Below are 4,119 nucleotides of genomic sequence, written 5' to 3'. Positions count from 1 at the left end.
CGGCCTACCTCTGGACCTATGTCCGCGATGATCGGCCCTTTGGCGGCAGTGGACCGCCCATTGTTGTCTATCGCTTCGAGGACAGCCGCGCCGGCGAATGTGTCGCCCGTCATCTGGACGGCTATCGCGGCATCCTGCAAGTCGACGGATACGCGGCCTATAACCGGCTGGCCCGATCCGATCGGGGCAACGACGGCGTGACGCTGGCGGCGTGCTGGTCGCACGTGCGGCGCAAGTTCTACGAACTGCATGCCGCAGGCTCCTCCGTTATCGCCTCGCAGACGGTGGCGCAGATGGCCCCACTGTGGGCCGCCGAGGAGGCCGTACGCGGCCAGGACCCGGCAGTACGGATAACTGCGCGTCAGGAGAAATCCGCCGCCGTCGTTGCCGCTCTCTTTGCGCTGTGGGAAAAGGAGCTGCCGAAGCTGTCGGGAAAATCGAAGCCCGCCGAGGCGATCCGCTATGCGCTCGGCCGGCGTGCCGCGCTCGAGCGCTTCCTCACCGACGGCCGCATCGAAATCGACTCCAACACCGTCGAGCGCGCCATCAGGCCACAGACAATTACCCGAAAGAACAGCCTCTTCGCTGGCAGCGACGGCGGCGGACGGACATGGGCCACCATCGCCACGCTGCTGACCACCGCCAAGATGAACCAGGTCGATCCGCACGCCTGGCTCACCCAGACCCTCGAGCGCATCGCCAATGGCTGGCCAAACAGCGCTATCGAGGCGCTCATGCCTTGGAACTACCATCGCTGAACGGCATCAGCTACCCGCTTACGAAAAATTGGCCGCGGAATGCTAAAGTGTCCTGTCGCCGTACTTCAGCCCATACGAAAACGGCCCGCACAAGGCGGGCCGTTTTCGAATTTGGTTGCGGGGACAGGATTTGAACCTGTGACCTTCAGGTTATGAGCCTGACGAGCTACCGGGCTGCTCCACCCCGCGTCAACCCTAGAAGTAAGCCTTGGCTCACTGGATTCAAGCTTCCGCCAAATGAAAGGGCCGCTTGCGCGGCCCGATATCCCGTTGGCGGGCCTGTTCGTAAGGAGAAGATTAAACAACGTGCGCTTGGCAGACCTGGCAGCGACCTACTCTCCCGCGTCTTGAGACGAAGTACCATCAGCGCTGGAGCGTTTCACGGCCGAGTTCGGAATGGGATCGGGTGCAGCCGCTCCGCCATAACCACCAGGTCGGCAAAACGCACGTTGCTCGAGAAGCTGTATTCTGTGCCATCCATCTCGGCGCAATCCAAGGATTGTCACCAGAAATGGGCATTAGGAATGAGAACGATCAAGCCGATCGAACTATTAGTACCGGTAAGCTTCAAGCGTTGCCGCTCTTCCACACCCGGCCTATCAACGTGGTCGTCTTCCACGGTTCTCAGGGAATACTCGTTTTAAGGTGGGTTTCCCGCTTAGATGCCTTCAGCGGTTATCCCGTCCGGATATAGCTACCCTGCTATGCGGCTGGCGCCACAACAGGTCCACCAGAGATCCGTCCATCCCGGTCCTCTCGTACTAGGGACAGATCCTTTCAATATTCCTACACCCACGGCAGATAGGGACCGAACTGTCTCACGACGTTCTGAACCCAACTCACGTACCGCTTTAAATGGCGAACAGCCATACCCTTGGGACCTGCTCCAGCCCCAGGATGCGATGAGTCGACATCGAGGTGCCAAACAACCCCGTCGATATGGACTCTTGGGGGTCATCAGCCTGTTATCCCCGGCGTACCTTTTATCCGTTGAGCGATGGCCCTTCCACGCGGGACCACCGGATCACTATGACCGACTTTCGTCTCTGCTCGACTTGTCAGTCTCGCAGTCAGGCAGGCTTATGCCATTGCACTCAGCGAACGATTTCCGACCGTTCTGAGCCCACCATCGCGCGCCTCCGTTACTCTTTAGGAGGCGACCGCCCCAGTCAAACTACCCACCATACATTGTCCCGGACCCGGATAACGGGCCGCGGTTAGACATCCATAGTGATAAGGGTGGTATTTCAAGGGTGGCTCCACCTGAGCTGGCGCCCAGGTTTCAAAGCCTACCACCTATCCTACACATGCCACTACGAATGCCAATGTAAAGCTATAGTAAAGGTGCACGGGGTCTTTCCGTCTAACCGCAGGAACCCCGCATCTTCACGGGGAATTCAATTTCACTGAGTCTATGCTGGAGACAGCGGGGAAGTCGTTACGCCATTCGTGCAGGTCGGAACTTACCCGACAAGGAATTTCGCTACCTTAGGACCGTTATAGTTACGGCCGCCGTTTACTGGGGCTTCGATTCAGAGCTTGCACCCCTCCTCTTAACCTTCCAGCACCGGGCAGGCGTCAGACCCTATACGTCGTCTTGCGACTTCGCAGAGCCCTGTGTTTTTGATAAACAGTCGCTACCCCCTGGTCTGTGCCACCCTCCCATGCTTGCGCATGAAAGGGTCACGCTTCTTCCGAAGTTACGCGTGCAATTTGCCGAGTTCCTTCAGCATAGTTCTCTCAAGCGCCTTGGTATACTCTACCAGTCCACCAGTGTCGGTTTCGGGTACGGTCTATAAGGAGGAGCTATTTCCTGGAACCACGCAGCAGCCCTTTCAATCCGATAAGATTGGACTACCTCAATGATCCGTCACTTCCTCCAGGCCCACGAATATTAACGTGGTTCCCATCGTCTACGCATTTCTGCCTCGACTTAGGGGCCGGCTAACCCTGCTCAGATTAGCTTTAAGCAGGAACCCTTGGACTTTCGGCGGGGGAGTCTCTCACTCCCCTTACGTTACTCATGTCAGCATTCGCACTTCTGATACCTCCACCACCCCTCACGGGTATGGCTTCATCAGCTTACAGAACGCTCCGCTACCGCTTGCATTGCTGCAAACCCTAAGCTTCGGTGTATGGCTTTAGCCCCGTTACATTTTCGGCGCAAAGACCCTTATTTAGACCAGTGAGCTGTTACGCTTTCTTTAAATGATGGCTGCTTCTAAGCCAACATCCTGGTTGTTTTGGGATCCTCACATCCTTTCCCACTTAGCCATAACTTGGGGACCTTAGCTGTAGGTCAGGGTTGTTTCCCTTTTCACGACGGACGTTAGCACCCGCCGTGTGTCTGCCGACTATTACTCCCAGGTATTCGGAGTTTGGTTAGGTTTGGTAATCCGGTGAGGACCCCTAGCCCATCCAGTGCTCTACCCCCTGGGGTATTCGGTCGACGCTCTACCTAAATAGATTTCGCGGAGAACCAGCTATTTCCGAGTTTGATTGGCCTTTCACCCCTAGCCACAAGTCATCCCGAACTATTGCAACAGTTATGGGTTCGGTCCTCCAGTAAGTGTTACCTTACCTTCAACCTGCTCATGGCTAGATCACTCGGTTTCGGGTCTAATGCGACGAACTGAACGCCCTGTTCAGACTCGCTTTCGCTGCGCCTACACCTATCGGTTTAAGCTTGCTCGTCACACTAAGTCGCTGACCCATTATACAAAAGGTACGTGGTGACCCTTGCGGGCTCCCACTGTTTGTAGGCAATCGGTTTCAGGTACTCTTTCACTCCCCTTGTCGGGGTGCTTTTCACCTTTCCCTCACGGTACTAGTTCGCTATCGGTCATGCACGAGTACTTAGGCTTGGAGGGTGGTCCCCCCAATTTCAGACAGGATTTCACGTGTCCCGCCTTACTCGAGGACGATGATTTGCATTACGCGTACGGGGCTGTCACCCACTATGGCCCTACTTTCCAGAAGGTTCCGCTTGTCTCATCATCGCCACTGGCCTGGTCCGGGTTCGCTCGCCACTACTTCCGGAGTCTCGGTTGATGTCCTTTCCTACGGGTACTTAGATGTTTCAGTTCCCCGCGTTCGCCACTTTACCCCTATTTTATTCAGGGTAAGTTACCTATTATCGATACTTGGAAACCACAGCAGCAAGTTGCCCTGCTGCTCTGATTTTCCAAGTACCTTAGGTGGGTTTCCCCATTCGGAAATCTACGGATCAAAGGGTATTCGCACCTCCCCGTAGCTTATCGCAGCGTATCACGTCCTTCATCGCCTGTGCATGCCAAGGCATCCACCAATTGCCCTTAAGACACTTGATCGTTCTCATTGCCAATGCCCACCTGCGCGATCT

Annotated in this window: 1 protein-coding gene, 1 tRNA gene and 2 rRNA genes; 1 reads left to right on the top strand and 3 read right to left on the bottom strand. The window is 55.9% G+C overall.

The window, feature by feature from the left end; genetic code table 11:
• Positions 1-758 (top strand): IS66 family transposase (tnpC, locus tag NKJ81_RS28700; protein ID WP_352542491.1); only part of this gene is annotated, 758 nt, incomplete at its 5' end.
• Between the two features lie 112 nt (positions 759-870).
• On the opposite strand, the gene NKJ81_RS28695 is transcribed toward tnpC, so the two are convergent.
• The 3 genes from NKJ81_RS28695 to NKJ81_RS28685 all read right to left on the bottom strand — a co-directional run bounded on the left by NKJ81_RS28695 (position 871) and on the right by NKJ81_RS28685 (position 4,087).
• Positions 871-947: transfer RNA gene (locus NKJ81_RS28695), tRNA-Met, on the bottom strand.
• A 130-nt stretch (positions 948-1,077) separates the two neighbouring features.
• Positions 1,078-1,192, bottom strand: a 5S ribosomal RNA gene (gene rrf, locus NKJ81_RS28690).
• 96 nt (positions 1,193-1,288) lie between these two features.
• A 23S ribosomal RNA gene (locus tag NKJ81_RS28685) occupies positions 1,289-4,087 on the bottom strand.
• Positions 4,088-4,119 lie beyond the last annotated feature (32 nt).

This window comes from Mesorhizobium sp. M0018, from assembly GCF_040323955.1.
Lineage (GTDB): Bacteria > Pseudomonadota > Alphaproteobacteria > Rhizobiales > Rhizobiaceae > Mesorhizobium.
This window is presented reverse-complemented; position numbering and strand designations above follow the sequence as displayed.